Here is a 26,751-nt window from a genome sequence, read left to right on the forward strand (position 1 = left end):
TTAGGCAGGCTGTGGGGTCAGGCGCTCGAACAGCGCCTCCAGGTTATTGAAGCGTTCGTCGGGGCGTTCCATCGGTACCAGGAAGCGGAACTGGGTGGCGCCTTCGAACTTGTAGCGTTTGGGCTGGCCCTGGATCAGCTTGATCAGGGTCAGCGGGTCGACCGGGGTCTCGGCCTCGAACTCGATCTTCCCGCCGTTGGGGCCGGCGTCGACTTTCTTGATGCCGAGCTTTTCCGCGTGCAGCTTGAGCGAGGTCAGGCGCATCAGGTTCTTGGTCGGCTCGGGCAGCAGGCCGAAGCGGTCGATCATTTCCACCTGCAGGTCCTTGAGGCCTTCTTCGTCGGCCGCCGAGGCAATGCGCTTGTACAGGATCAGCCGCGCATGCACGTCGGGCAGGTAGTCCTCGGGGATCAGTGCTGGCAGGCGCAGGTTGATTTCCGGGCCGCCGCCCAGCGGCTGCTCAAGGTTGGGCTGGGTGCCCTTGCGGATCGCCTTGACCGCGCGCTCGAGCATTTCCATGTACAGGGTAAAGCCCACCGCCTGGATCTGCCCGCTCTGGCCTTCGCCCAGCAGCTCGCCGGCGCCACGAATCTCCAGGTCGTTGGTGGCCAGCACGAAGCCGGCGCCGAGGTCCTGGGTGTTGGCGATCGCCTCCAGGCGTTTTTCGGCGTCGGCGCTGACCTTCTGCCGGGTTGGCGTCAGCAGGTAGGCGTAGGCCTGGTGGTGGCTGCGGCCAACACGGCCGCGCAGCTGGTGCAGCTGGGCCAGGCCGAACTTGTCGGCACGCTCGATGACGATGGTGTTGGCGCTGGGCACGTCGATACCGGTTTCGATGATGGTCGAGGCCACCAGCACGTTGAAGCGCTTGTGGTAGAAGTCGCTCATCACCTGTTCCAGCTCGCGCTCGCGCATCTGCCCGTGGCCGATGCCGATGCGCGCCTCTGGCACCAGTTCGGCAAGGTCGGCGGCGCATTTCTCGATGGTTTTCACATCGTTGTGCAGGTAGTACACCTGGCCACCGCGCAGCAGCTCGCGCAGCAGCGCCTCCTTGACCGTGCTCTTGTTCTGCTCCATGACGAAGGTGCGTACCGACAGGCGGCGCGCCGGCGGCGTGGCGATGATCGACAGGTCGCGCATGCCCGCCACCGCCATGTTCAGCGTACGCGGGATCGGCGTGGCGGTGAGGGTGAGGATGTCCACCTCGCTGCGCAGGGCCTTGAGCTGTTCCTTCTGGCGTACGCCAAAGCGGTGCTCTTCGTCGATGATGGCCAGGCCCAGGTCCTTGAAGCGTACATCGTCCTGCAGCAGCTTGTGGGTGCCGATGAGGATGTCGATCTTGCCTTCGGCCAGATCGGCGGCGGCGTTGGCCACTTCCTTGGCCGACTTGAAGCGGCTCATCACCTCCACGGTCACCGGCCAGTCGGCAAAGCGGTCGCGGAAGCTGTTGTAGTGCTGCTGGGCGAGCAGGGTGGTGGGCACCAGCACGGCCACCTGGCGGCCGCTGTGCACGGCAATGAATGCCGCGCGCATGGCCACTTCGGTCTTGCCGAAGCCGACGTCGCCGCACACCAGGCGGTCCATCGGCTTGGGCGCCAGCATGTCGGCGCGCACCGCTTCGATGGCAGCTTGCTGGTCCGGGGTTTCCTCGAACGGGAAGCCGGCGCTGAAGGTGGCGTAGTCGGCGGACGGGTCGGCAAATGCATAGCCCTTGCGCGCGGCGCGGCGGGCATAGATGTCGAGCAGTTCGGCGGCCACGTCGCGCACCTGTTCGGCGGCCTTGCGCTTGGCCTTCTGCCAGGCCTCCGAGCCCAGCCGGTGCAGCGGTGCCAGGGCATCGTCGCTGCCGGTGTAGCGGGCGATCAGATGCAGGTTGGCCACCGGCACGTACAGCTTGGCGCCCTCGGCGTATTCCAGGGTGAGGAATTCGGCGGCCTGGCCGTCGATTTCCAGGGTGGCCAGGCCCAGGTAGCGACCCACGCCATGGTCGATGTGCACCACCGGCGCGCCTTCGCGCAGCTCGGTCAGGTTCTTGATCACCGCGTCGTTGGCGGTTTCGCCGCGCTTGTCGCGGCGCCGGCGCTGCATGACCCGCTGGCCGAACAGCGGGCTTTCGGCGACCAGGGCGATGGCTGGGTCGTCCAGCAGCAGGCCTTCGTCCAGCGGGGCGATGGTGATTGCCAGGCGTTCGCTGCCGGTGATGAAGTCGGCCCAGCCGTCGACGGTATCCGGGCGCAGTTTCAGCCGCTCGAGCAGCTCCAGCAGCACTTCGCGCCTGCCCGCCGATTCGGCGGTGAACAACACCCGGCCGGGGAACTGGTCGAGGAAATTGGCCAGTTCGGCCAGGGGCTGGTTGGCCTTGGCCTCGATTGCCAGGTTGGGCAGGGGGCGCGCCGGGAAGCGCTCGCGGCCCACGCCCGGGTCGAGGTCTTCGGTGCTGACCACTACCCGTGGCCATTGCTTGAGCCGGGCGAAGCAGTCTTCCACCGGCAGGAACAGTTCGGCCGGTGGCAGCAGCGGCCGGCTCAGGTCGCCACGGCGGTCTTCATAACGCCCGCGCACGTCGTTCCAGAAGTGTTCGGCGGCCTGTTCCACGCCGGGCAGCGAGAACACCTGGGTGTCGGCCGGCAGGTAGTCGAACAGGGTCGAGGTTTCTTCGAAGAACAGCGGCAGGTAGTACTCGATGCCGGCGGGGATGATGCCGCTGGCCAGGTCCTGGAAGATAGCGCTGCGGCGGAAATCGACATCGAAGCGTTCGCGGAAACGCGCCTTGAAGCGGGTCACTTCCTCTTTCTGCATCGGGAACTCGCGCGCCGGCAGCAGGCGCACCGAATCCACCTTGTCGATCGAGCGCTGGGTCTCTGGGTCGAAGGTGCGCAGCGTCTCGATCTCGTCATCGAACAGGTCGATGCGGTAGGGCAGCTTGCTGCCCATCGGGAACAGGTCGATCAACGCGCCGCGCACGGCGAACTCGCCATGCTCGTAGACGGTGTCGACGCAGCGATAGCCACTGGCCTCCAGGCGCAGGCGCATCTGCTCCACGTCGATGGTCTGGCCCACGTCCAGCACCAGGCTGCTGCCCAGCAGGAAACGGGTCGGCGCCAGGCGGTGCAGGGCGGTGGTGATCGGCACCACGAGGATGCCGTGGCTCAGCTCCGGCAGGCGGTAGAGGCTGGCGATGCGCTGGGAAATGATGTCCTGGTGCGGCGAGAACAGGTCGTAGGGCAGGGTTTCCCAATCGGGGAACGGCAGCACCGGCAGGTCCGGGGCAAAGAAGCGAAGTTCCTGTTCCAGACGATCGGCAGCCTGGCTGTCGGCAGTCAGCAGCAAAGTGAAGCGGCCCGCGCTGCTGGCGGCCTCGGCGATGGCCAGGCTGAGGGTGGCACCGGGTAGATTGCCCCAGGTTTGTTTGCCGGCCGTGGCCGACATTTGCGGTAGGCGCAGAACTGACACGGGAGATTGCACTCCAAGCGTTGCGGCAAAGAGATCAATTGTACCGGTGACGGTGCCGGCTGTCAGGTTCGAAAGGGCGTGAACGCTGGCTTGCGTGGCCGCGACAGGCGCTCATTGCCCGTAACGCGTTGGGGCGTCATAATGTAGCCCCTTTTTTCTGTCCCTACATGTGGAAGGTTCCCGTGACTCAGAAGCCCGACCAGTGTCTTGGTGAGTGGATCGATCGTGAAGCCCTGGCTGAAGCGATGATCCCGCTTATCGGTCAGCTCTACCGCAACAACAACGTGGTGAGCTCGATTTATGGCCGTAGCCTGATCAACCGTTCGGTTATCTCGATCCTCAAGGCGCACCGCTTTGCGCGTCATCGTCAAGCCGACGAAACCGAACTGTCCGTCCACGAGACATTCCCCCTGCTCAAGGCCATGAGCGAGCTGAAACTGGGCGCCGCTTCGGTCGACCTGGGCAAGCTGGCCAACAAGTTCAAGCAGGAAGGCAATGGCCGCACTGCCGAGCAGTTCGTCCGTGAAGAACTGGCCGAGGTGGTTGGCCAGCAGAACGCTTCGGCGCGCAAGGGCACCGACGTTGTCCTGTACGGCTTCGGCCGCATCGGCCGCCTGCTGGCGCGCATCCTGATCGAGAAGACCGGTGGCGGCGACGGCCTGCGCCTGCGCGCCATCGTCGTGCGCAAGGGCGCCGAGAACGACCTGGTCAAGCGTGCCAGCCTGCTGCGCCGTGACTCGGTGCACGGCCCGTTCGATGGCACCATCACCATCGACGAAGCCAACAACACCATCACCGCCAACGGCAACCTGATCCAGGTTATCTACGCCAAGAGCCCGAGCGAAGTCGACTACACCCAGTACGGCATCGAAAACGCGCTGATCGTCGACAACACCGGCGTATGGCGTGATGCCGACGGCCTGGGCCAGCACCTGGCCTGCCCGGGCGCTGCCCGCGTGATCCTCACCGCACCTGGCAAGGGCGCGCTGAAGAACATCGTGCACGGCATCAACCACGGTGACATCGCTGCCGATGACAAGATCATCTCGGCCGCTTCCTGCACCACCAACGCCATCGTGCCGGTGCTCAAGGCCATCAACGACCAGTACGGCATCGTCAACGGCCACGTCGAAACCGTTCACTCGTTCACCAACGACCAGAACCTGATCGACAACTTCCACAAGGGCAGCCGCCGTGGCCGTGCCGCGCCGCTGAACATGGTCATCACCGAAACCGGCGCCGCCACTGCTGCCGCCAAGGCACTGCCAGTGCTGAAGGGCAAGCTGACCGGCAACGCCATTCGCGTACCGACGCCGAACGTTTCGATGGCCATCCTCAACCTGAACCTCGAGAAGGCCACCAGCCGCGACGAGATCAACGAGTACCTGCGCCAGACCGCCATGCACTCGGAACTGCACAAGCAGATCGATTACGTCAGCTCGCAGGAAGTGGTTTCGACCGACTTCGTCGGTTCGCGCCACGCCGGTGTGGTTGACGCCGAAGCGACCATCTGCAATGACAACCGCGTTGTTCTGTACGTCTGGTACGACAACGAATTCGGTTACAGCTGCCAGGTGGTTCGTGTGATGGAAGAGATGGCCGGTGTGAACCCGCCAGCGTTTCCGCACTGATACGCTTGTAAGGCAATGAAAAAACGGGAACCTTCGGGTTCCCGTTTTTTTATCCAGAATTTTTGTTGTCTGTGCCGGCCTCTTCGCGGGTAAACCCGCTCCCACAGGGCCGCGTCGTCCGTGAGGGCAGTGGTATACCTGTGGGAGCGGGTTTACCCGCGAAGAGGCCAGTACAGGCAACCGAGAGCCCGAACCTTGCGCACAGCCTTGCTGTTCATCCTCATGCTGCTCACCGCCTGCAACCAGGGCCCCACCCTGGAGCGCCTGGGCGGCCCGACCATGGGCAGCAGCTACAGCATCCAGTACGTGCGCGAACCCGGCGGCCCGGCGCCGGTCCAGGTGCAGGCGGCAGTCGAAACCATCCTGCACGACATCGACCAGCATTACTCGACCTACCGCGGCGACTCCACCGTCAGCCGTTTCAACCAGTTGCCCGCCAACCAGTGCCAGGTCCTGCCGCCCGACATGCTCGAACTGGTCAGCCTTGGTCAGCTCCTGGCCGAGCAGAGCGGCGGCGCCTTCGACCTTACCGTCGAACCCTTGCTCGACCTGTGGGGCTTCGGCCCCCAGGCCCGTCACGAGCAGGTGCCCGACCCGCTGGCCCTGGCCCAGGTGCGCCAGCGCGTGGGCTACCGGCACTTGCATATCGACGGCCAGGCCCTGTGCAAGGACGCCCCGGTGCAACTCGACTTCAACAGCATCGCCGCCGGCCATGCCGTCGACCTGATCGCCGCGCGCCTGCAGGCCATGGGCGTGGCCAGCTTTGTCGCCGAAGCCACCGGCGAGCTCAAGGCCGCCGGCCGCAAGCCCGATGGCAGCCCATGGCGCATCGCCCTGGAGCTGCCACGCGAAGATCGCCAGATAGCCCGCCAGATCATCCCGGTCAATGGCCTTTCAGTATCAACCTCGGGTGACTATCGGCACTATTTCGAGGAGAATGGCCGGCGCTATTCGCACACCTTCGATGCCCGCCTCGGGCGCCCGGTGCAGCACGACCTGGCCGCGGTCACCGTGCTCGATGCCTCGGCGCTGCAGGCCGACGGCTATTCGACGCTGCTGTTGATCCTGGGCCCGGAACGTGGCTGGGATTTTGCCGTGGCGCATGGCCTGGCCGCGGTATTGGTGACTCGGGCCGAGGGTGGCTTCGTCTCCCGAGCTACGCCCGCATTCGAACGGGCAGTGAAAGGCGAATGAAAGCACAAGCAGGGATGATCGCCGCCAGGGAATGGTTCACACATGTAGTGCGGGCAAAATTGGCCTACGACGCGACCAAGGGTTAATGTGCGCGGCGTTCACGCTTGATTAGACTGCACCCGAATTTTCTCATGACGCCCCGGCGGCATGATCGCGCCCCGCGAGCGACCGTGGCTTGCGGGCCAGTTCTGAAGGAGTACGCATGGCTGTCTACAACTACGACGTAGTGGTGCTGGGTTCCGGCCCGGCCGGAGAAGGTGCGGCAATGAACGCCGCCAAAGCAGGGCGCAAGGTGGCGATGGTCGATAGCCGTCGCCAGGTCGGGGGCAACTGCACCCACCTGGGCACCATCCCGTCCAAGGCACTGCGTCACTCGGTGCGGCAGATCATGCAGTTCAACACCAACCCGATGTTCCGTGCCATCGGTGAGCCGCGCTGGTTCTCGTTCCCGGACGTGCTGAAAAGCGCCGAGAAGGTCATCGCCAAGCAGGTAGCGTCGCGCACCGGCTACTACGCGCGTAACCGCGTGGACGTGTTCTTCGGCACCGGCAGCTTCGCCGACGAGCAGACCGTCGAAGTGGTCTGCCCGAACGGTGTGGTGGAAAAGCTCAACGCCAAGCACATCATCATCGCCACCGGCTCGCGCCCGTACCGCCCGGCCGACATCGACTTCCACCACCCGCGCGTCTACGACAGCGACACCATCCTCAGCCTCAGCCACACCCCACGCAAGCTGATCGTGTACGGTGCCGGCGTGATCGGTTGCGAATACGCCTCGATCTTCAGCGGCCTGGGTGTATTGGTAGAGCTGGTGGACAACCGTGGCCAGTTGCTGAGCTTCCTCGACTCGGAAATTTCCCAGGCGCTGAGCTACCACTTCAGCAACAACAACATCACCGTGCGCCACAACGAAGAGTATGAGCGCGTCGAAGGCCTGGACAACGGGGTGATCCTGCACCTGAAGTCGGGCAAGAAGATCAAGGCCGACGCCTTGCTGTGGTGCAACGGCCGTACCGGCAACACCGACAAGCTGGGCCTGGAAAACATCGGTATCAAGGTCAACAGCCGCGGCCAGATCGAGGTCGACGAGGCCTACCGCACCAGCGTGCCGAACATCTACGGTGCCGGCGACGTCATTGGCTGGCCGAGCCTGGCCAGTGCCGCTCATGACCAGGGCCGCTCTGCCGCTGGCAGCATCGTCGATAATGGCAGCTGGCGCTTCGTCAACGATGTGCCGACCGGCATCTACACCATTCCGGAGATCAGCTCGATCGGCCGCAACGAACAGGAACTGACCCAGGCCAAGGTGCCGTACGAAGTGGGCAAGGCCTTCTTCAAGGGCATGGCGCGCGCGCAGATCGCCGGTGAGCCGCAGGGTATGCTGAAGATCCTGTTCCACCGCGAAACCCTGGAAATCCTTGGCGTGCACTGCTTCGGCTACCAGGCTTCGGAGATCGTCCACATCGGCCAGGCGATCATGAACCAGCCGGGTGAGCAGAACAACCTGAAGTACTTCGTCAACACCACGTTCAACTACCCGACCATGGCCGAAGCCTATCGGGTAGCTGCCTACGACGGCCTGAACCGGCTTTTTTGAGCGGCTCCGACCGGTGGCCTGAGCCGGTCGGAGAGACCGATTTCAACCCTGCCCGAGGGTGGTCTTGGCCAAACCGGGAAAGTCTGTAATCAGGCTGTCCACGCCAAAATCAGCGAGCCGGCGCATCAGTGCCGGTTCGTTGACCGTCCACACCGACACGTGCAAACCCTGGCCCTGGGCTTTGAGCAGGCGCTCGGGGGTGCACAGTGTCCAGTTCAATGCCAGCAGCTCGCAGCCGTAGTTCTGTGCCACCTTCAGCGGGTCGAGCCAGGCGTATTCGGCCACCAGCCCGCGCTTGACGTCCGGCACCAGCTCCAGGGCGGCACCCAGCACTTCGCGTGAGCTGGAGGTGATGGTCACCTTGTCCAGCAGGCCGTACTGCTGGGCCAGTTCGCGGATTGCCAGCACGGTGGTGGCGGCACGGGTGCGCGAGGCGCTTTTCACCTCCAGCTGCCAGTGCTCGAACGGGCATTTCTCGAACAGTTCTTCCAGTTTCGGGATCGGGCAGGGCTGGACGTGGCCCGGGCCGCCTTTGCGGGCATCGATCTTGACCAGCTCGGCGGCCGGGTGCTCGACCACCTTGCCGCGTTTGCCGGTGGTGCGCTTGAGGGTGGGGTCATGGATCACCATCAGCTCGTTGTCGGCCGACAGGTGCAGGTCCAGCTCGCAGCGGGTCACGCCATGGGCGAGGCATTGCTGGAAGCTCTTCAGGGTGTTCTCGGGCGCTTCGCCCTTGGCGCCGCGGTGGCCGTAGATCAGGGTCACGTTCGTTCCTTCAAATCAGAGAAAAATGGGCTCAGGAGGCGGGGTCGTTCTGTTCCAGCTGCTGGCGCCGTTGCTGCTGCTGGCGCTGCAGGATGTAGCGAGCCAGCAGTTGCCGTTGGGCGTCGGTCATGTCGGTGAATTCGGTGCCGACCTCGAAGCCGCCCTCCGGGCGCGGGTCGCAATGGGTTACCTTGCCGCGCAGCAGCAGGCCATGGGCGCGCGGCATCAGCACCATCTTCACCTTGACTCGGGTGCCGGGGGCCACCGCTGTGGCTTGCGCGAATTCGATGCCGCCCTCGGAGATGACCACCGGCTGGGGCTGGCCAACTTCGCCGATCAGGGTCTGGGCAACCACCGCGCTAAGCAGGTCGAGGCGTTTGTTCTGCGCGCGCAGGAAGGCGGCGAGGGTGCGGTCCTTTTCGCTCAGCTGGCGCAGCAGGTGTTGCGACTCGAAGTCGGACAGGTGCAGTTCGCTGAGCAGGTTGAATAGTGGCGAATCATCTTGCAACACATCTGGGTCAAGGGCTTCGGCCGCGCTGAGGGGGCTTATTTGAAGTGCGATCCGATCTTCGATGCGGTAGTATTCGCGGCGATCTTCTTCGTCTAATGTCGTCATGGCGAACCCAAGGTAGCGGCGGTGGTCCGAGTGTAAAGCCGCCGTAGGCGCCTCGCCACAAGGACGTTCCCTTTCATCCGAACAAGCCCCGACATGTTCAGACCTCTTTTCGCATTCATCGGCACGCGTTATACCCGTGCCAAACGTCGCAATCACTTCGTCTCGTTCATTTCCCTGACCTCGATGATCGGCCTCGCCCTGGGCGTGGTGGTGATGATCGTGGTGCTCTCGGTGATGAACGGTTTCGACCACGAGATGCGCACCCGCGTGTTGGGCATGATCCCGCATGCCACGCTGGAGAGCGGCCAGCCCATTGCCGGCTGGCCGGCCCTTGCCCAACAAGTAAAGCAGAATCCGCAGGTGGTGGCGGTTGCGCCCTTCACCCAGATGCAGGGCCTGCTGACCCATGAAGGCAAGGTGCAGAAGGTGCTGCTCAACGGCATCGACCCGGCCCGCGAGCGCGAAGTGTCGATCATCGACAAGTTCGTCCTGCAAGGCCGCCTCGACCAGCTGGCGCCGGGCGAGTGGGGCATCATGATCGGCGACAAGGCCGCGGCCAAGCTGGGCGTGGGCATCGGCGACAAGCTCACCTTCGTCGCCCCCGAGGTCAGCGTGACCCCGGCCGGCATGTTCCCGCGCATGAAGCGCTTCACCGTGGTCGGCACCTTCCACGTGGGCGCGGGCGAGATCGACGGCTACCTGGGCCTGACCAACATCAGCGACCTGTCCCGCCTGCACCGCTGGAAACCCGACCAGGTCCAGGGCCTGCGCCTGAAGTTCGACGACCTGTTCCAGGCGCCACGGGTGGCCTGGGACATCGCCCAGCGCCTGGGTGACCAGGAATTCTACAGCCGTGACTGGACCCGTACCCACGGCAACCTGTACCAGGCGATCCGCATGGAAAAGGCCATGATCGGCCTGTTGTTGCTGCTGATCGTGGCGGTGGCGGCGTTCAACATCATTTCCACCCTGGTGATGGTAGTCAACGACAAGCGTGGCGACATCGCCATCCTGCGTACCCTGGGCGCCACGCCCGGGCAGATCATGCTCATCTTCATGGTCCAGGGCACGGTGATCGGGGTGATCGGTACCCTGATCGGCGCCGTGGTCGGGATCGTCGCCGCGCTGAACGTGAGCGCGGTGATCGCCGGCATCGAGAAACTGATCGGGCACAAGTTCCTCAACGCCGACGTGTATTTCATCGATTACCTGCCGTCGCAGATCCAGGCCCAGGACGTGTACATGGTCTGTGGCGCGGCACTGGTCCTGAGTTTCTTCGCCACCCTGTACCCGGCCTGGCGTGCGGCCCGCACCCAGCCTGCAGAGGCGCTACGTTATGAGTGAGTCGCGCATGAGTGATAAAGCCGTTCTGAGTTGCCGCAACCTGGGCAAGTCCTACGACGAGGGCCCGGAATCGGTGCAGGTGCTGTCCGGGCTCAACCTCGAGCTGCACGCCGGTGAGCGGGTAGCCATCGTGGGTAGCTCCGGCTCGGGCAAGAGTACCTTGCTCAACCTGCTGGGCGGCCTCGACCGGCCGACCCAGGGCAGTGTCTGGCTGGCCGGTGAGGAGCTGTCGGCATTGGGCGAGCGTGCCCGTGGCCTGTTGCGCAACCGCGAGCTGGGCTTTGTCTACCAGTTCCACCACCTGCTGCCGGAATTCACTGCCATCGAGAACGTGTGCATGCCATTGCTGATCGGCCGCACGCCCATCCCCGAGGCCCGTGAGCGTGCCGAGGCGCTGCTCAAGCGCGTGGGCCTGGCCCACCGCTTCAACCACAAGCCGGCCGAACTGTCCGGTGGTGAACGCCAGCGGGTGGCGATTGCCCGGGCACTGGTCAACCGCCCCGGCCTGGTAATGCTCGACGAGCCGACCGGCAACCTCGACCACCACACCGCCCAGGGCATCCAGGAGTTGATGCAGGAACTGTCCAGCGCGTCGCGCACGGCGTTCCTGGTGGTCACCCACGACCTTAACCTGGCGCGCCAGATGGACCGTGTATTGAAGCTCGACGACGGCCACCTGGTGGCGATCTGATCGACTGCACGGGGTGGCCGGTGCCGCCCCGTTTTCCTGTTTTCATTGGGTGATTTCGTACATGTTCAGACCCTTGCCCATCTTCATCGGCGCGCGCTACACCCGAGCCAAGCGCCGCAACCACTTCATCTCGTTCATCTCGATGACCTCGATGATCGGCCTGTCGCTGGGCGTGCTGGCGATGATCGTGGTGCTGTCGGTGATGAATGGCTTCCAGCGCGAAATGAGTTCGCGCATCCTCGGCCTGGTGCCGCATGCCGCCATCCTCGGCGTGCAGCCGCTGGACGACTGGCACAAGGTGGCCGACGCGGCCATGCGCGACCCGGCGGTGATGGCGGCGGCGCCGATTACCGAAATGGAAGGCATGCTGTCGTACAAGGGCGCGATGCAGCCGATCCAGGTAGGCGGTATCGACCCGGCTGAAGAGGGCAAGGTCTCGATCGTCGGCCAGCATATCGTCCAGGGCCGCCTGCAGGACCTGCAGCCGGGTGAGTTCGGCGTGGTCATCGGTGAGCTGACTGCGCGGCGCTTCCGCCTGAATACCGGCGACAAACTGACCCTGATCGTGCCGGAAATCAGCAAGGAGCCGGGCGGCATCACCCCGCGCATGCAGCGCCTGACCGTGGTCGGCATCTTCAAGGTCGGCGCCGAGCTGGATGGCTCGCAGGCTTACATCCATGTGGACGATGCCGGCGCCATGCAGCGCTGGGCGCCGGGCCAGGTGCAGGGCGTGCGCCTGAAACTGCACGACCTGTATGCCGCGCCGCAGGTGTCCAAGGCCATCGCTGCCGGGCTGGGCGATGCCTACCGTGCCGATGACTGGTCGCATACCCAGGGCAGCCTGTTCAGCGCCATGAAGATGGAAAAGACCATGATCGGCCTGCTGTTGCTGATGATCATCGCGGTGGCGGCGTTCAACATCATCGCCACCCTGGTGATGGTGGTGAACGACAAGGGCCCGGACATCGCCATCCTGCGCACCCTGGGCGCCACACCGGCGCAGATCATGGGCACGTTCATGGTCCAGGGCAGCCTGATCGGCATTGTCGGGACGCTGATCGGTGGCGTGCTTGGGGTGATTGCGGCGTTCAACGTCAGCCAGATCGTCGGTTGGCTGGAGCGGGTGAGCGGGCAGCACATCTTTACTTCGGATGTGTACTTCGTCAGCAGCTTGCCGTCGCAGCTGCAGTGGGGCGATGTGGCGATCATCTGCACTGCCGGGTTGGTGATGAGCTTCCTGGCGACCATTTACCCGGCTTATCGGGCATCGCAGGTGCAGCCGGCGATTGGTCTGGCGGTTTGATGTTTACCTGAGAGTCTGGGGGCGCTTTGCGCCCCTTTCGCGACACAAGGCCGCTCCCACAAGCATCGCGAATTGGCCAAGCTGACGCGATCCCTGTGGGAGCGGCCTTGTGTCGCGATGGGCTGCGAAGCAGCCCCAGTTTCACCGATCCTGAGTGAACTCGATCAAAAACCGCGTCCACCCATCCTCGCATTGCGCCCGAATGCTCCCGCCATGGGCCTGCACGATCGACCGGGTAATCGCCAACCCCAACCCGGCATGCTCGCTACTGCCTTCCCGCCGCGCCGGGTCCACCCGGTAGAAGCGGTCGAACAAACGTGGTAACACTGCCGGCTCGATAGCCGCCCCGGTATTGGCCACGCCAATCCTCGGCCCTGGCCCCAATGTCACCTTTATCTGCCCACCCGACGGGGTGAAGCGCAAGGCATTGTCCAGCAAGTTGGACAGTGCCCGGCGCAGCATATGCCGGTCGCCCTGCAGCAGCGCCTCACCCTCGCGCAGCATCTGCACGCCGCTGTCCTCTGCCAGCGGCGCGTAGTACTCCAGCAGCGCATCCACCTCCTCATGCAGCACCAGCGGTGCTTGCCCCGGCACCAGCAGGCCATGGTCGGCCTTGGCCAGGAACAGCATGTCGTTGATCATCTGCGCCATCCATTGCAGCTCCTCGAGGTTGCCGTGCAGGGCTTCGCGGTACTCTTCGAGGCTGCGCGGGCGGGTGAGGGTGACCTGGGTGTGGGTCAGCAGGTTGGACAGCGGCGTGCGCAGCTCGTGGGCGATATCGGCGGAGAATGCCGACAGGCGCTGGAAGGCATCGTCCAGGCGCTGCAGCATGGCGTTCATGGCCGTGGCCAGTTCGGCCAGCTCTTCGGGCATCTGTGCCACCGGCAGGCGTGTGGTGAGCGAGCGCGCCGATACGCTGGCAGCCACCTGGCCCATCTGCCGCAACGGTCGCAGCCCGCGGCGTGCAGCCCAGGCACCGAGCAGTGCCGTGGCCAGCGCCGACAGGCCCACCGTCAGCCAGATCAGCCGTTGCATGCCCTGCAGGAAGTGCTGGTGATGGGTGATGTCGAGGTACAGGGTCAGTTGTGGCGACTGCGGGGCGCCTTGCGCCAGGTGCACGGCCAGGCTGCGGTAGTCGGTGCCTTGCGCATGCAGGGTTGCCAGGCCGTCGGGCAGTGGCGTCCGCGGCAGGCCTGTGCGGCTTTCGAACCAGGTGGCGCCGTCGCTGCCGTTGATGCGCAGGGCCAGGTCGGCCTGGTGGCCCAGTTCATCGCGCAAGGCGGGCAGGCGCGCCTGCAGCTCGGCCGGGGTGGTGATACCGGCCAGCTGGGTGCGGAACAGCGACAGGCGCGAGTCCAGCAGTTGCTGGTCCAGTTCGACGAAATGCTGCTCGCTGGCCCGGCTGAATATCAGGCCGGCGCCGAGCGAGACAGCGGCGGTGCAGGCGGCGAACAGCAGGGCCAGGCGGCTGCCGAGGGAGACCCGACGCATCACTCCGCGCGCTCTTCGAGTACATAGCCCATGCCGCGTACGGTATGGATCAGCTTGTTGGGGTGTGGGTCGTCGATCTTCAGGCGCAGGCGGCGGATCGCCACTTCGATCACATTGGTGTCGCTGTCGAAATTCATGTCCCACACCTGCGAGGCGATCAGCGATTTGGGCAGCACCTCGCCCTGGCGGCGCAGCAGCAGTTCAAGCAGGGCGAACTCCTTGGCGGTCAGGTCGATGCGCTGGCCGGCGCGCTCGGCGCGGCGGCGGATCAGGTCCAGGCGCAGGTCGGCCAGGCCCAGGGTGGTGTCCTGGCTGGGGCTGGTGCCCCGGCGCAGCAGGCTGCGTACCCGCGCCAGCAGTTCGGAGAAGGCGAACGGCTTGACCAGGTAATCATCGGCGCCCAATTCCAGGCCGTGCACCCGGTCTTCCACGGCATCGCGGGCGGTGAGAAACAGCACCGGGGTGTCCAGTCCGGCCTGGCGCACGGCCTGGAGGATCTGCCAGCCGTCACGGCCGGGCAGCATCACGTCGAGAATCAGCAGGTCGTGGTCGCCGGTCAGGGCGAGGAACTGGCCGGTCTCGCCGTCGGTGGCCAGTTCGGTGGCGAAGCCGGCCTCGTTCAGGCCCTGGCTCAGGTACTGGCCGGTACGGGCCTGGTCTTCGACGATCAGCAGTTTCATTGGGTGAATTGACTCCAGCAAACGGCACAAAACCCTGTGGGAGCGGGTTTACCCGCGAAGAATTCAACACGGTGCATGGCACCGGCTTTGCCGGTGTTCGCGGGTGAACCCGCTCCCACAGGGATTGGGTGATGCTGAGATGATACGTGACGATGCACCCGCTCGCCCCAAACTGACGAAGATGTAATCCCGCTGACTTGCGCTCCAAGGCGGGGGGCAAAACCGGTAGACTAGGGGCAATTTCGAACCTTCAGGTCAGTTTCCATGCATCCCGCTGCCGAACATTCCCCGCTGGGCAAGTCCAGCGAATACATTGCCACCTATTCTCCGGAGCTGCTGTTCCCGATCCCGCGTACCGCCAAGTGGGCCGAACTGGGCGTTACCGCCCAGACCTTGCCGTGGCAGGGTGTGGATTACTGGAACTGCTTCGAGCTGAGCTGGCTGCTGCCGTCGGGCAAGCCGGTGGTGGCAATCGGCGAGTTCGCCATCCCCGCCGATTCGCCGAACATCATCGAGTCCAAGTCGTTCAAGCTGTACCTGAACTCATTGAACCAGACGGTGTTCGCCTCGCTTGGCGAACTGCAGGCGTGCCTGGAGAAAGACCTGTCCGCCGCCGCCGGCAAGCCGGTCGGCGTGAAAGTACGCACCCTGGCCGAGGTCGAGGCCCAAGGCGTAGTGGCCTTGCCGGGGCATTGCATCGATGCGCTGGACGTTGCCATCAGCAACTACGAACAGCCACAGCCAGAGCTTCTGCACTGCAACCCGGAGCGGCAGGTGGAAGAAACCCTGCACAGCCACCTGCTGAAGTCCAACTGCCCGGTCACCGGCCAGCCGGACTGGGGCAGCGTGGTGGTCGAGTACAAGGGCAGGGCGCTGGACCATGCCAGCCTGCTGACCTACCTGATCAGCTTCCGCCAGCATGCCGACTTCCACGAGCAGTGTGTGGAGCGGATCTACCTGGACTTGAAGAACCTGCTGCAGCCGGAGCATTTGACCGTCTATGCGCGCTATGTGCGCCGGGGTGGGCTGGATATCAACCCTTACCGCAGCACGGGGGCGATCAGCCCGGACAACAAGCGCCTGGTTCGGCAGTAAGGTTCGCAAGTACGCCGGGGGGGGGGCGCTTCGCGCCCCTATCGCGACACAAGGCCGCTCCTACAGGTACAGCGCAAGATTTGAGGCATGCGCTGTACCTGTAGGAGCGGCCTTGTGTCGCGATAGGGCCGCAAAGCGGCCCCAGTATTTCTAGATCCCCATGCTGTGCAGCGAGTTGGCAATGCTGCGCAGGGTGGCGGTGAGGTCGGGGTGGTCGGCCTCGAAGCGTTCGATCGCCAGGTTCACGCCGTCCACCAGGTTGTGGTCTGGCGTGGCTTCCTCAAGCTTCAGTTGCGCCTCGATCTGGCGCGCTTCTTCGTGCAGCGCGGCCAGCTCCTCGTCCGAAAGCGGCACGTTGCGATCCAGTTGCTCGCGCAAGCTGTTCAGGCGCTCTTGCAATTCGCGGGCAGGCATTGGCAGTTCTCCATCAATGGCTTGGCAAGCCATGGACCTCAGCGAAGCGGCAAAGGTTCTGGCCTGTCTTCAGCGTAATCCACCTGTCGTTGCTTTGCATGATCCGCGTCAAAGGTGCTGTATCAGGGTTTTTCGCCCTTGCGCCGGCGTTGGGCGATGTCCTGCAGGCAGGTGTCCAGCGCTTCCAGGTGGTCGATCACCGAGTGCACGCCCAGGCCGAACAGTTCAAGCGTCGCCTTGCCACGGGCCAGGTCCTGTTCCTGCGCAGTCATGGCTTGCCATTGCCGCGAGCTGCGGTCGCAGAACGGGCTGCAGGCTGCCAGCCCTACCGTCCACAACCCCGCGTTCAGGCCGGACTGCAGCAGGCGTGGGTCGCCGCTGACCAGCACGCAGCCGTCCAGGCGTTGGCTGTCCAGCGTCATCAGGGCCTGCCAGCAGGCATTCGGCGCCGGCCAGCGCACGCCGTTCACCGAATGCCCCGGCAGCCAGGCGGGCAGTACGTGCGCCAGGCGCTTGCTTTGAGTGGCGTCGAGGTCGTCCAGCCAGATGCACGGCACCTGGCGCTGGCGCAGGCTGGCGAGGGTGGCCAGGGCGCCGGGGGCGGGCGAGGGGGCGCCATTGGCGGCTTGCACCAGGCAGCCGCGCAAGCCGAACAGCACAGCGGTGAAGGCGGGTGCAGCGTCCATGGCAACTTCCCTCAAATAGTCCGCAGGCTATTCGGCGATTGTTACCGCCCTGTGACAGCGGGCGCCGCGCAACAGTTGTTCACAAAATATTGAGCAGAGATGTGTAAAGCTGTTTATCAGCCCGCAAGCCTCTATACTGCCGCCGTACAGCAGCGCACCCGTTTGCGCTTGCGGCCGAGAAATTCGATGGAGAAACACCTATGCGTAGGATCGGTGCCAGTGTGATCGAACGAGTCACCCAGGCCTGTGTCTGCGCCAGCATGCTGCTGGCGCCCGTGGCAGCCACCCAGGCCGCCACCGAGGAAGATCCCTGGGAAGCGGTCAACCGCCCGATCTTCCGTTTCAACGATACCCTCGACACCTATGCCCTCAAGCCATTGGCCAAGGGCTACCAGGCGGTCACCCCGCAGTTCCTCGAAGATGGCATCCACAACATCTTCCGCAACCTGGGTGATGTGACCAACCTGGCCAACGATCTGCTGCAGTTCAAGCCCCATGCTGCGGGCGTGGACACGGCGCGGCTGATAGTCAACACCACCTTCGGCCTGGGCGGCTTCTTCGACGTGGGTACCAAGATGGGCCTGCAGCGCAACGACGAGGACTTCGGCCAGACCCTCGGCTACTGGGGCGTGCCGAGCGGCCCGTACGTGGTCATCCCGCTGCTGGGCCCGAGCACCGTGCGTGACGGCGTGGCCAAGTACCCGGATACCTACACCAAGCCCTACCGCTACATCGACCATGTGCCGACGCGCAATTCGATCTTCGCCCTGGACATCATCGACACCCGCGCCGACCTGCTGTCGGCAGAGAAGCTGATCCAGGGTGACAAGTACATCTTCATTCGCAACGCCTACCTGCAGAACCGCGAGTTCAAGGTCAAGGATGGCGAGGTCGAAGACGACTTCTGATCCTGCGCGTGCTTGGTCCTGCACAGTCCCCGTGTAGGAGCGGCCTTGTGTCGCGATAGGGCCGCAAAGCGGCCCCGGCAATTCATGCGGCAAAGCTGAAGCCGGGGACTGCTGCGCAGCCCATCGCGACACAAGGCCGCTCCTACAGGGGTGCCCAGCAGCCCCATCAATGCATCGCCAGAATCCGCAACCCGAACTTCTGCTGCCCGCCCGGCTGGTCGGCAATCCACACCACTTCGGTGCTGGCGTGCAGCCCCTTCAGCGCCGGGTGGTCGGACTCGATCCGTACCTCGATATGGTCCCCCACGTGGAAGCGCTGCGGTGCCTGCACCTGCATGCCGCCGCTGGACAGGTCCAGGCACACTGCCGCGATCACCTGGCCTTCGTGCAGCAGGCTGACCTCGGTGTCGATGCGCATGCGGATGAAATCGCGTTTCTCGCCATGGCTGGAGGGCGTGTGGGGCATGCTGCATCCTTCCCGTCGGGTTGCGCTGGTCGACTTTCTTATAACTCCCGGTGATTTGCCCTGTAAAGTGCGGCGGGGTCGACCCTTGCATGCTTGAAACGCCTGCCGGATGGGAGTACCGTCTGCGCCTTACAAGGTAGCTCTCACAGTTGCCGGACAGTTGCCGGGCAGGTGATCTTGTCCTACAACTCAAAGTAGAGTGTGACCACAAAGAATTCCCGTAGCTGGCCGTCTGCCTTGCCGACACCGCTGCACCAACCTAAATCGGCGCCGTTCGCCCACATGCAGAAAACCAGTGCAACGCTGCTGATCATCGATGACGACGACGTGGTCCGTGCAAGCCTCGCCGCCTATCTTGAAGACAGTGGCTTCAGCGTCCTCCAGGCCGGCAATGGCCAGCAGGGGCTTCAGGTCTTCGAAGAACACCAGCCCGACCTCGTGATCTGCGATCTGCGCATGCCGCAGATGGGCGGCCTCGAACTGATCCGCCAGGTCAGCGAGCGCGCCCCGCAGTTACCGGTGATCGTGGTGTCCGGTGCCGGCGTCATGAGTGATGCGGTGGAAGCGTTGCGCCTGGGCGCTGCCGACTACCTGATCAAGCCGCTGGAAGACCTGGCCGTGCTCGAGCATTCGGTGCGCCGCGCCCTCGACCGCTCGCGCCTGGTGCTGGAAAACCAGCGCTACCGCGACAAGCTCGAAGCCGCCAACCGCGAACTGGAGGCCAGCCTGCACCTGCTGCAGGAGGACCAGACCGCCGGTCGCCAGGTGCAGATGAACATGCTGCCGGAAAGCCCTTGGGTGGCCGGCGAGTTCGCCTTCGAGCACCAGATCATCCCGTCGCTATACCTGTCGGGTGATTTTGCCGATTACTTCCGGGTGGACGAACGGCGCATCGCTTTCTATCTCGCCGACGTCTCCGGGCATGGCGCGTCGTCAGCGTTCGTCACCGTGCTGCTGAAGTTCATGACCACGCGGCTGTTGTTCGAATTCAAGCGCGGCAGCAAGATGCGCGAGTTCAAACCCTCGCAGGTGCTCAGCCACATCAACCGCGGGCTGATCAACTGCAAGCTGGGCAAGCACGTGACCATGGTTGGCGGGGTGATCGATGAAGACACCGGCCTGCTGACCTACGCCGTTGGCGGCCATCTGCCGCTGCCGGTGCTGCACACCCCCGAGCATACCCGCTACCTGGAAGGCCGCGGCCTGCCGGTGGGGCTGTTCGACGAGGCCACCTACCAGGACCTGGTGGTGGAGCTGCCGCCGCAGTTCAGCCTCAGCCTGATGTCCGATGGCATTCTGGACCTTTTGCCGGGTGACACGCTCAAAGATAAAGAAACCGCCCTGCCGGAAATCGTCAGGGCAGCAGGTGGCAGCCTGGATGGGCTGCGTCAACGATTTGGATTGGCTACGCTTGGGGAGATGCCGGATGATATCGCCCTATTGGTGTTGAGCAGGAACCTTCAATGAGTACCGGTAGAATCCAGTTCGCCGAGCAGAGCGGTACCTTCGTCCTGAAATTCGTCGGTGAAGTGCGCCTTACCCTGTGTTCGGCGCTGGATGCGACGATCGAGAAGATTTTCACCGCGTTGAACTTCTCGGCGATTGTCATCGACCTGACCGAAACCGAGAGCATCGACAGCACCACCCTGGGCCTGCTGGCCAAGCTGTCGATCCTGTCGCGCCAGAAGGTGGGCCTGTTGCCGACCGTGGTCACCACCAACCCGGACATTTCCCGGTTGTTGCAGTCGATGGGCTTCGATCAGGTGTTCAACATCGTCGATCGGCCGATCCCGTGCCCGGAATGCCTGACCGACCTGCCGTCCCAGGACCAGAACGAAGACGTGGTGCGCTCGAAGGTGCTGGAGGCGCACAAGATCCTCATGGGCCTGAACGACTCCAACCGCGAAGCCTTCCATGACCTGGTCAATGCGCTGGAGCGGACCTGATCTTCAGCCTGTACCGGCCTCTTCGCGGGTGAACCCGCTCCCACAGGTTATGCACCAGTCTTGAGTCACGCACTCTACCTGTAGGAGCGGGTTTACCCGCGAAGAGGCCGGCAAGGCCAACACAAGCATTACCTGCCTGATCACCCCCGCCGCGCAAACTCGGTAGCCTCACCCCCACCCGCATCCAGCTGATACACCCGTGCCGGCCGCCCCTGTTCATCGAAGAACACCTGCCCCAACCCCGCGCCATTCCACAACCGCTCGCCAGCCTTGCTATGGCTGGGCGTACGCGGCACCACCTCCATTTCCCGCCGCTTGGTAAACCAGTTGAGCGGCGAGCGTGGCGCATACAGCCAGCGGTTGAGCCGGTCGAGCACATCCAGCAGGCGCCGCGGGAATTCGTTCTTGATCCCGCTGCTGGTCACCTGCCACAAGTGCGGGCTGCGCTGGCGGTGGCGGATCAGCACTTCATAGACGAACGAGTAATGCACGTCGCCGGACAGCACCACGTAGTGCCCCGGCGTGCGCGAGTGGCGGAAGATATTGAGGATGACCTGCGCTGCACCGCGATGGGCCATCCAGTTCTCGGCATCCACCAGCAGCGGGTAGCCCAGCCAGCTGAATAGCTTCTGCACTGTCTCGATCAGCTTCACGCCAAAAATCGGCGCAGGCGACACGATGATCGCCGACGGGTGGTCCAGCAGTGCTTGCTGCAACTCGCTCAGCGCCTCCCAGTCGAGCAGGCCGGACGGCTTGGCCAGGCTGCTTTCGCTGCGCCAGCGGCGGGTGCGGGTGTCCAGCACCAGCAAGGGTGGGTTGGTGGGCAGGCTGAACTGCCAGCCCTGGAAGCGCAGCAGTGCGCCGATCAGCTCATCCTGGGTCTGGCTGTTCAACGCCTGGCATTGCCCGACCAGGGGCTTGCAACCCTGCGGGTCGTTACCCCAGGCCTGGCACAGCAGGTAGCCGAGCAAGGCATTGCCGATGATCCGCCGCGAAAAGGGGTGGCCGTAGGCGGTTTCTTCCCACAGCGCCGAGAGGTTCCAGTCGTCGGTGATGTCGTGGTCGTCGAAGATCATCAGGCACGGCAGGTGGGCCATCACTCGTGCTACCTGGCCGAGGTTGTCGGCAAACGCCTGGATCAGCGGCAGCTCCTGCCGGTAACGGGCCTGGCGCGGGGCGGTGAGCCCGTTGGGCATGTCCAGGTTCACCAACTGCCAGGGCACCGGTGACCACACCAGCAGGTACATGGCCATGACCTCGGCGAAGGTCACCAGATGGTTGTCGGCGTTGCTGGAGGAGAAGATCGGCTTGCGCTTGCCGCCGAAAAAGCGCTCGCGCAGGGTTTCGTTGCGCTCCTGTGCCGGCAGCAGGTCGGCGCGGTGGTAATAGCAGGCCGGGTGCTGGTACAGCGCCTGGCTGTCGGGCACCACCGCGCCCTCCAGTTGCTCGTCGAACAGGCCCAGGCGCGCAATCAGGCTGTGGATGGCGCGCAGCATCGGGCCGGCGACGTCGTCGGCATAGACCTGGTCGCCGGTCATCAACAGCACGGCGGGGCGGTCCGCGGGGCTTTCGCAGGCCTGCAGCAGGCGGTCGGCGCAGAGCAGGCCATCGGCGGCCGGAAAATGCGGCTTGCGGCAGGAACCGTGCAGCAGGTGGTCGAGCCGATCGCGCAGCACCAGGCTTGGGCGCCGGGCGCCGGGGTAGAGCAGGTGCGGCGCCCAGCCGGCGATGTCCTGGCCGTTGATGAGCAGGTCATAGTCGAGCAGCTGGTTGCAGGGCAGCGGCTGGGCGAAGTGGATGTCCAGCAGGTGGATGAAGGCGTGCTGGCCCACCGCGACCACCTGGCAATCGACTTTGGCCTCGCCTGCCGGGAAGATGAATTCGGGTTGCAGCGGTTGCGTCGCGACCAGCCAGATGGCCAGGCGCTGGGGTTCCAGGCGGCGCAGTACCGGGCCGGCGAGTACGAGGGGCAATGGGGTAGAGGAGGTCATCGACAGCTCAGGTGGCTTCTCGGGCCTCTTCGCGGGTAAACCCGCTCCCACAGGTACAGCGCCAACTTCTGGCCTGTGGGGGTCCTTGTGGGAGCGGGTTTACCCGCGAAGAGGCCCTGGAATTCAATACAAATCTAAGGCCAGGTAAAACAAAACGGGCGGAAAATGCTGAACACTTCCCGCCCGTCAGGCAATCCCGAAATGTATCAGGCCTTTTCAGCCATCAACTTCTCCAGCTTCTCCTGGTCCCGCGCGAACTGGCGAATGCCTTCCGCCAGCTTCTCGGTACCCATGGCATCTTCGTTCATGGCCCAGCGGAACTGGCTTTCGTTCAGCTGTTGCTTGGGCTCGCCGGCATTGCCCGGCTTCAGCACCTGTGGCAGGTCGCCCTGGTCATCGCTGAGCTGCTGCAGCAGCTCTGGGCTGATGGTCAGGCGGTCGCAGCCGGCCAGTTGCTCGATCTGGCCGATATTGCGGAAGCTGGCACCCATGACCACCGTCTTGTAGCCGTTTGCCTTGTAGTAGTTGTAGATGCGAGTGACCGACTGCACGCCCGGGTCTTCGGCGCCCACGTATTCCTTGCCGGTGCTCTTCTTGTACCAGTCGTAGATACGGCCCACGAACGGCGAAATCAGGAACACCCCGGCATCGGCGCAGGCCTGGGCCTGGGCGAAGGAGAACAGCAGGGTGAGGTTGGTCTGGATGCCTTCCTTCTCCAGCTTTTCGGCGGCGCGGATGCCTTCCCAGGTGGAGGCCAGCTTGATCAGCACGCGGTCGCGGCCAATGCCAGCGGCTTCGTAGAGCTCGATCAGCTTGCGCGCCTTGGCCAGCAGGGCGGGTTCATCGAACGACAGGCGTGCATCGACCTCGGTGGAGATACGCCCCGGGATGACCTTGAGGATGCCCGAGCCCACGGCCACCGCGAACTTGTCGCAGGCCAGGTCGACATTACCCTTGGCATCGGCCTTTACCTGCTTGAGCAGATCGGCGTAACCCGGGATGGCCGCCGCCTTGAGCAGCAGCGACGGGTTGGTGGTGGCATCGACCGGTTTCAGGCGGGTGATGGCGTCCAGGTCCCCGGTGTCGGCGACCACGGTGGTGAACTGCTTGAGTTGTTCCAGCTTGGAGGTCATGGGCGTGCTCTGTCCTGTGCAATGACTCGACATTACCCGAGCCCCGACGGCCACTCAAGGGCTCGCGAAGCGCGGTGCGAAAGGTGAGGATTCGAGTCGCAAGCGGCCCCGAGGTTCCGCATCTGCTTGCAAGGGCCGCTGGAGATACAACTGGCTTACACAAAATGTGGTGGTTTGCGCCATCCCTGTGGGAGCGGGTTTACCCGCGAACACCGGCGAAGCCGGTGCCATGTACCGCGTTGTTTTCTTCGCGGGTAAACCCGCTCCCACAGGATCTGCATATATCTGAACCCCTGCAGCATCCTGCAGGGGATGGCTTGCTGGCGATGAGGCCCACCTGCTGAATCACCGCCCCTGCAACAACTCCACCGCCTGGTCGAACACCGCCAGCGGCTCCGCCGCCTTATGAATATCCGCCGACAGCAACTGGCGGAAGCGCCGCGCCCCCTTGAACCCTTGGGCCAGCCCCAGAATATGCCGGGTAACGTGGTGCATCGCGCCACCACTTTCCATGTGCGCGACGATATAAGGCCGCAACTGCGCCAGCGCCTCGCTGCGGCTGACCACCGCCGCCTCGCTGCCGAACAGCTGCTGGTCCACCTCGGCCAGCAGGTAAGGGTTGTGGTACGCCTCCCGCCCCAGCATCACCCCATCGAAGGTTTCAAGGTGTGCCTGGCACTCGTCCAGGGTCTTGATCCCGCCGTTGAGCACGATCTCCAGGTCCGGGAAGTCCGCCTTCAACTGCGCCGCCACGTCATAGCGCAGCGGCGGTATCTCACGGTTCTCCTTAGGCGACAGCCCTTCCAGGATCGCGATGCGCGCATGCACGGTAAAGCTCCGGCAACCTGCCTCGCGCACCTGGCCGACGAAGTCGCACAGCTCGGCGTAGCTGTCGCGGCCATTGATACCGATGCGGTGCTTGACCGTCACCGGGGTCGACACCGCGTCACGCATGGCTTTCACGCAATCGGCCACCAGCGCCGGGTGGGCCATCAGGCAGGCGCCGATCATGTTGTTCTGCACCCGGTCACTCGGGCAGCCGACGTTGAGGTTGACCTCGTCGTAGCCAGCCTCCTCGGCCAGCCGGGCACAGGCAGCCAGGTCGGCCGGCACGCTGCCGCCCAGTTGCAGGGCCAGCGGGTGCTCGGAGACGTCGTGGCGCAGGAAACGGTGGGCGTCGTTGTGCAGCAGGGCACCGGTGGTGACCATTTCGGTGTACAGCAGGGTGTTTTTGGAGAGCAGGCGCAGGAAGAACCGGCAGTGGCGGTCTGTCCAGTCCATCATCGGTGCAACGCTGAAGCGACGGGAAGGCTCAGGGCGCGTGGTTGCTGGGTTAGAGCCTGGGTTTGTGGTCATATCGTTCAACGTGTCTTGTACCAAATTCAGCAATTTCGAGGGTGTTTGTAGCAAACCGAGGGCGCGACGTAGCAAAAGTCGGCGGCAGGAGATCGGTGATTGCCAAGGCAGGCGGCTAGTTTACCAAGAGAGCAGGGCATGCGTCTGGAAACAGGTCGGATGGTTCTGCCGAGCGAGCGGGCATCTCAGATGGCTGGTGGGACCCTTGTAGGAGCGGCCTTGTGTCGCGAAAGGGCTGCGCAGCAGCCCCAGGGGTTCAGCGCAAAGGCACAAATTGCTGGGGCTGCTGCGCAGCCCTTTCGCGACACAAGGCCGCTCCTACAGGGCCCGCGCTGGCCGTGATCAGGGCGCGCTGGCAGCCCCGGTCAGTGGTGCGTGCTATCCACTGCGATGCTTTCGCCGGAAACCTCAAGGTACCTTGCGCTGCGGTTGGCGAGGGCATAGTGGATCAGCCCGCCCAGGCCCGCGCCGAAGAACCAGGAGAACTGCGACAGCGTATCGAACGCCGGCACCAGCGCCAGCACGATGGCGATCAGCGACGCCGGGATGAAGGCCGCTACGGCGCGCAGGTTGACCCCGCCGCGATAGTGATAGGCGGCCTCGCTGCTTTCGCTATACAGCTCTGGCAGGTTCACTCGGCTGCGGCGAACCAGGTAATAGTCGGTGACGATGATCCCGTACAGTGGGCCGAGCAGGGCGCCCAGGCCGCCGAGGAAATACACGATCACGGACGGGCTGTTGTACAGGTGCCAGGGCAGGATCAGCACGGCGATACCGGCGCTGAGCAAGCCGGCGCGGCGGAAGTTCAGCAGGTTCGGGGCCAGGTTGGTGAGTACGTAGGCCGGGGCGACGAAGTTGGCCATGATGTTCACCGCCACGGTGACGATCAGGAAGGCCAGGCAGGCCAGCACCAGGCCGGCGGTGTTCGGGATGGCTGCAACGATCTCGGTCGGGCCCTGCACCAGCTTGCCGTCGATGCTGAACTGCGCGCCGGCGAGCACCACGGCGATCAGTGCGAAACCGAGCATGTTCACCGGCAGGCCCCAGAAGTTGCCCACGCTGATGGTGCGTTTGTCCGGGCAGTTGCGGGTAAAGTCGCAGAAGTTGAGGATCATGGTGCCGTACAGCGAGACCCACAGCGCGGCGGCACCCAGCACCTTCAGCCACATCGTGGAGCCGGTCGGCGCGTTGCCGCTGGACCAGGAAATCGACAGGCCGCTGCGCCAGTACATCCAGCCCGCCAGGCCTGCGAAGGCGACCAGGATGATCGGCCCGGCTAAGGATTCGTAACGGCGCACCATCTCCATGCCATAGGCGAAGATCGCCACTTGCACGCACCAGATGCCGAGGAAGGTGATCCAGCCCAGGGTCGACAGGCCGAGGATCGAGTTCTGGTCGTAGGGCTTGAGCTCGGGAGCGATGGCGGTGAGCAGAACGCGCAGTACTACCGAGGCGAGGTATGTCTGGATGCCGAACCAGGCGATGGCGATTACCGCGCGGATCAATGCCGGGATCTGCGCACCATGGATGCCGAAGCTGATCCGGCACATGACGGGGTAGGGCAGGCCGGTCTTCTGCCCCATGTAGCCGGACAAGTTCATGAGGCCATAGATCACCAGTGCGCCGAGCGCGAAGGCTGCGAGGATCTGTGCGCCGCTCATGCCCAGGGCGAAGAGGCCGATGGCGAAGGAATAGTTGGCGATGTTGTGCACATCGTTGGTCCACAGTGCAAACAGGCTGTAGCGGCCCCAGGTGCGATTTGCCGCGCGGGTCGGTGCAAGGTCGGCACTGTAAAGGCGCGGGCTCAACTCCAACTGAGTGGGCCCAGCCGTTTCGGCAGGGAGAACATCAAGCTGGCTGACACCGGAACGTGAAATTGACGCCATCGGGACTCCGTAACTCTTGTGTACTTTTATTTTTGGTTTTGTATACAAACAAGATTCGTACCAACCCGCCGAGCAGTTGGAGTTGGCGGTTCTCGGGCTTTTGTATCC

General features: G+C 64.2%; 22 protein-coding genes. 10 read left to right on the forward strand and 12 right to left on the reverse strand.

Annotation, left to right across the window (positions count from 1 at the left end):
• Complete coding sequence (gene mfd, locus CAG46_RS20225) at window positions 1–3,450, reverse strand: transcription-repair coupling factor (RefSeq protein WP_085617230.1); 3,450 nt, start codon at window positions 3,448–3,450, stop codon at window positions 1–3.
• A gap of 167 nt (window positions 3,451–3,617) precedes the next feature.
• Here mfd and CAG46_RS20230 point away from each other — a divergent pair, with 167 nt between their 5' ends.
• From CAG46_RS20230 to sthA, 3 genes are all read left to right on the forward strand, one after another.
• A complete protein-coding gene (locus CAG46_RS20230; protein ID WP_031324543.1) occupies window positions 3,618–5,081 on the forward strand; it encodes a glyceraldehyde-3-phosphate dehydrogenase in 1,464 nt (487 codons plus the stop codon).
• A 195-nt stretch (window positions 5,082–5,276) separates the two neighbouring features.
• A complete protein-coding gene (locus CAG46_RS20235; protein WP_085617232.1) occupies window positions 5,277–6,275 on the forward strand; it encodes an FAD:protein FMN transferase in 999 nt (332 codons plus the stop codon).
• Between the two features lie 202 nt (window positions 6,276–6,477).
• The gene (gene sthA / locus CAG46_RS20240; RefSeq protein WP_015269541.1) at window positions 6,478–7,872 is read left to right on the forward strand and encodes a Si-specific NAD(P)(+) transhydrogenase; all 1,395 of its coding nucleotides are present in this window, start codon (window positions 6,478–6,480) and stop codon (window positions 7,870–7,872) included.
• A gap of 42 nt (window positions 7,873–7,914) precedes the next feature.
• Here sthA and CAG46_RS20245 read toward each other — a convergent pair whose 3' ends face one another.
• Together CAG46_RS20245 and CAG46_RS20250 are read right to left on the reverse strand one after the other, a co-directional pair.
• Complete coding sequence (locus tag CAG46_RS20245; protein ID WP_015269542.1) at window positions 7,915–8,637, reverse strand: glycerophosphodiester phosphodiesterase; 723 nt, start codon at window positions 8,635–8,637, stop codon at window positions 7,915–7,917.
• Window positions 8,638–8,668: 31 nt separating this feature from the next.
• Window positions 8,669–9,253 carry a PilZ domain-containing protein gene (locus tag CAG46_RS20250; RefSeq protein WP_085617234.1) on the reverse strand — a complete coding sequence of 195 codons (585 nt, stop codon included), beginning with the start codon at window positions 9,251–9,253 and terminating at the stop codon, window positions 8,669–8,671.
• A gap of 93 nt (window positions 9,254–9,346) precedes the next feature.
• Here CAG46_RS20250 and CAG46_RS20255 point away from each other — a divergent pair, with 93 nt between their 5' ends.
• From CAG46_RS20255 to CAG46_RS20265, 3 genes are all read left to right on the forward strand, one after another.
• Window positions 9,347–10,597 (forward strand): lipoprotein-releasing ABC transporter permease subunit, encoded by a 1,251-nt coding sequence (locus CAG46_RS20255; RefSeq protein ID WP_085617236.1) that lies wholly within the window; start codon window positions 9,347–9,349, stop codon window positions 10,595–10,597.
• Window positions 10,598–10,604: 7 nt separating this feature from the next.
• A complete protein-coding gene (gene lolD, locus CAG46_RS20260) occupies window positions 10,605–11,288 on the forward strand; it encodes a lipoprotein-releasing ABC transporter ATP-binding protein LolD (RefSeq protein WP_169774647.1) in 684 nt (227 codons plus the stop codon).
• A 61-nt stretch (window positions 11,289–11,349) separates the two neighbouring features.
• The gene (locus CAG46_RS20265) at window positions 11,350–12,591 is read left to right on the forward strand and encodes a lipoprotein-releasing ABC transporter permease subunit (protein ID WP_085589453.1); all 1,242 of its coding nucleotides are present in this window, start codon (window positions 11,350–11,352) and stop codon (window positions 12,589–12,591) included.
• A 141-nt stretch (window positions 12,592–12,732) separates the two neighbouring features.
• Here the strand turns inward: CAG46_RS20265 and CAG46_RS20270 are convergent, their stop codons facing one another.
• Both CAG46_RS20270 and cinR read right to left on the reverse strand, forming a co-directional pair.
• Window positions 12,733–14,085, reverse strand: coding sequence for a heavy metal sensor histidine kinase (locus CAG46_RS20270; protein WP_085617238.1), 1,353 nt, complete (start codon window positions 14,083–14,085; stop codon window positions 12,733–12,735).
• Window positions 14,082–14,762 (reverse strand): two-component system response regulator CinR, encoded by a 681-nt coding sequence (cinR, locus tag CAG46_RS20275; protein WP_015269546.1) that lies wholly within the window; start codon window positions 14,760–14,762, stop codon window positions 14,082–14,084. The genes CAG46_RS20270 and cinR overlap by 4 nt, the downstream gene beginning before the upstream one ends.
• 264 nt (window positions 14,763–15,026) lie before the next feature.
• Between cinR and queF the strand changes: the two genes are divergently transcribed.
• On the forward strand, window positions 15,027–15,857 hold the full coding sequence (gene queF, locus CAG46_RS20280) for an NADPH-dependent 7-cyano-7-deazaguanine reductase QueF (protein WP_085617240.1): 831 nt from the start codon (window positions 15,027–15,029) through the stop codon (window positions 15,855–15,857).
• A gap of 150 nt (window positions 15,858–16,007) precedes the next feature.
• Here the strand turns inward: queF and CAG46_RS20285 are convergent, their stop codons facing one another.
• Window positions 16,008–16,271 carry a DUF4404 family protein gene (locus CAG46_RS20285; protein ID WP_015269548.1) on the reverse strand — a complete coding sequence of 88 codons (264 nt, stop codon included), beginning with the start codon at window positions 16,269–16,271 and terminating at the stop codon, window positions 16,008–16,010.
• A 122-nt stretch (window positions 16,272–16,393) separates the two neighbouring features.
• Window positions 16,394–16,957 carry a phosphonoacetaldehyde phosphonohydrolase-related protein gene (locus tag CAG46_RS20290; protein WP_085617242.1) on the reverse strand — a complete coding sequence of 188 codons (564 nt, stop codon included), beginning with the start codon at window positions 16,955–16,957 and terminating at the stop codon, window positions 16,394–16,396.
• Between the two features lie 200 nt (window positions 16,958–17,157).
• Between CAG46_RS20290 and CAG46_RS20295 the strand changes: the two genes are divergently transcribed.
• Window positions 17,158–17,865 (forward strand): VacJ family lipoprotein, encoded by a 708-nt coding sequence (locus CAG46_RS20295; RefSeq protein WP_015269550.1) that lies wholly within the window; start codon window positions 17,158–17,160, stop codon window positions 17,863–17,865.
• A gap of 166 nt (window positions 17,866–18,031) precedes the next feature.
• Here CAG46_RS20295 and CAG46_RS20300 read toward each other — a convergent pair whose 3' ends face one another.
• Window positions 18,032–18,331 (reverse strand): PilZ domain-containing protein, encoded by a 300-nt coding sequence (locus tag CAG46_RS20300; RefSeq protein ID WP_025338339.1) that lies wholly within the window; start codon window positions 18,329–18,331, stop codon window positions 18,032–18,034.
• Window positions 18,332–18,613: 282 nt separating this feature from the next.
• Here CAG46_RS20300 and rssB point away from each other — a divergent pair, with 282 nt between their 5' ends.
• Both rssB and rssC read left to right on the forward strand, forming a co-directional pair.
• Window positions 18,614–19,798, forward strand: a complete 1,185-nt coding sequence (gene rssB, locus CAG46_RS20305) for a two-component system response regulator RssB (RefSeq protein WP_015269551.1) — start codon at window positions 18,614–18,616, stop codon at window positions 19,796–19,798.
• Window positions 19,795–20,277 carry an anti-sigma factor antagonist RssC gene (rssC, locus tag CAG46_RS20310; RefSeq protein ID WP_013971741.1) on the forward strand — a complete coding sequence of 161 codons (483 nt, stop codon included), beginning with the start codon at window positions 19,795–19,797 and terminating at the stop codon, window positions 20,275–20,277. Before rssB ends, rssC begins: the two co-directional genes overlap by 4 nt.
• A gap of 140 nt (window positions 20,278–20,417) precedes the next feature.
• On the opposite strand, the gene CAG46_RS20315 is transcribed toward rssC, so the two are convergent.
• The 4 genes from CAG46_RS20315 to CAG46_RS20335 form a co-directional block, all read right to left on the reverse strand.
• Window positions 20,418–22,268, reverse strand: coding sequence for an alkaline phosphatase D family protein (locus tag CAG46_RS20315; protein ID WP_085617245.1), 1,851 nt, complete (start codon window positions 22,266–22,268; stop codon window positions 20,418–20,420).
• A gap of 206 nt (window positions 22,269–22,474) precedes the next feature.
• Complete coding sequence (tal, locus tag CAG46_RS20320; RefSeq protein ID WP_085617247.1) at window positions 22,475–23,401, reverse strand: transaldolase; 927 nt, start codon at window positions 23,399–23,401, stop codon at window positions 22,475–22,477.
• 345 nt (window positions 23,402–23,746) lie between these two features.
• Entirely contained in the window at window positions 23,747–24,757 is a 1,011-nt protein-coding gene (gene dusA / locus CAG46_RS20330; protein WP_085617249.1) for a tRNA dihydrouridine(20/20a) synthase DusA, read from the reverse strand.
• A gap of 365 nt (window positions 24,758–25,122) precedes the next feature.
• Window positions 25,123–26,643: an NCS1 family nucleobase:cation symporter-1 gene (locus CAG46_RS20335; RefSeq protein ID WP_085617251.1), complete on the reverse strand. Its 1,521-nt coding sequence runs from the start codon at window positions 26,641–26,643 to the stop codon at window positions 25,123–25,125.
• Window positions 26,644–26,751 lie beyond the last annotated feature (108 nt).

It is taken from the genome of Pseudomonas sp. B23(2017) (genome assembly GCF_002113725.1).
Taxonomy (GTDB): domain Bacteria; phylum Pseudomonadota; class Gammaproteobacteria; order Pseudomonadales; family Pseudomonadaceae; genus Aquipseudomonas; species Aquipseudomonas putida_Z.